We start from the raw sequence: 1,238 nt of genomic DNA, 5'->3' as shown, positions 1-1,238 counted from the left end.
AAAAACAACCTCGTTTAAGCACATTTAAGCGAGGTTTATTTTTGGTTTTATGTTGTAGTTTTTAAAAAATAAGGTACTTAAAAACAAGTATTTCAAGTCATTGAAAGCGGTTTTTAGAGAAGTGGGTACCTTTGTTTGTATTTCACCTACAACTCCTGCTTTTGTTTTTGTTTTTTTGGTAATAAACTTCAAGTATTTCTTGAGATTATAGGTTAAGGCTGCCATCAAAACGTGTTTGTTGGCTTGTTTGATTCCTCGTGTGTTTACTCGCTTCATATTGGTAAAATTGACCAAAATTCCTATTACTGGTTCTACTGTTTTACTCCTTACTCGTACCATTTTCTTGGCATAATATGGGTTTTGGGTGAGTTTTAAGTGCATTCTGTCGTAGTGTTCTTTGTGGATGCTGTCGTCTATCTTTTTATACTTGGTGCTTTTGCCGCAGCATTGTTCTCGTAGTGGACAGTTTTTGCAATCACTCTCACTACTTCGATAGGTACGTTTGGTATAGCCTTTGCTATCGATCTTTTCGCCTTTAAATAGTAAAATGGCTTTGTTTCCTCCTGCTTTTATGCATTCGTACTGATGTAATTCTTTTTTGAAAATAAATCCTTCTCTCTCAGGTTTGTATTGCCCAAAGTTTGGAATGTAGGCATTGATGTTTTTTTGGTTCAAATACTTTAAAGCTTCTCCACTACTGTAACCTCCATCGGCTAAGAGTTCTTCTAATTCAATGCCGTTTTCACTTAGGTTTTGCTCAGTTAGTTCAACTATTTTTTCTAAACATTGACTATCGCGTTTGTCTGCAAAATCAGAACAAGCTCCTGTTATTACGTGATGAGCGTCGTCTACAACGATTTGCCCAAAATAGTTTAATTGTCTTGCTTTTCCTGGTTTTACACTTACCCTGGCATCAGAATCTGTGGGGGAATAATGCGTATGATTCGATACAAATCTCGGACGTATTAAATTACCGTGTTCATCTACTTTATCGATGTTGAAGTTGGGATTGGGTTGGTTTTTATAAGCTTCCTCTTTCCAAGCGTGGTGTTGCTCTACTAATTTCTTTCTCGTGCTTGTAGTTTTAAATTCACTATTTTCTTCTAATTCATCTACAAAAGCACTGGCATCATCCAATACTTCTTTCTCCACTAAACTATCCATAGAAGCATTGGCTTTGATAAAAACGCTATCCACTGCTTGACGTTTGCCTCGAATCATACCTTTGGAAACACATA

General features: G+C 36.3%; 1 protein-coding gene. It reads right to left on the bottom strand.

Annotation, left to right across the window (positions count from 1 at the left end):
- Nucleotides 1-24: 24 nt before the first annotated feature.
- Nucleotides 25-1,238 (bottom strand): transposase (locus C3L50_RS16430; protein ID WP_243400408.1); only part of this gene is annotated, 1,214 nt, incomplete at its 5' end.

The organism is Flavobacterium alvei (assembly GCF_002920895.1).
GTDB lineage: Bacteria > Bacteroidota > Bacteroidia > Flavobacteriales > Flavobacteriaceae > Flavobacterium > Flavobacterium alvei.
The sequence above is the reverse complement of the archived record's forward strand: the minus strand, read 5'-3'. Positions and strand labels throughout refer to the sequence as shown.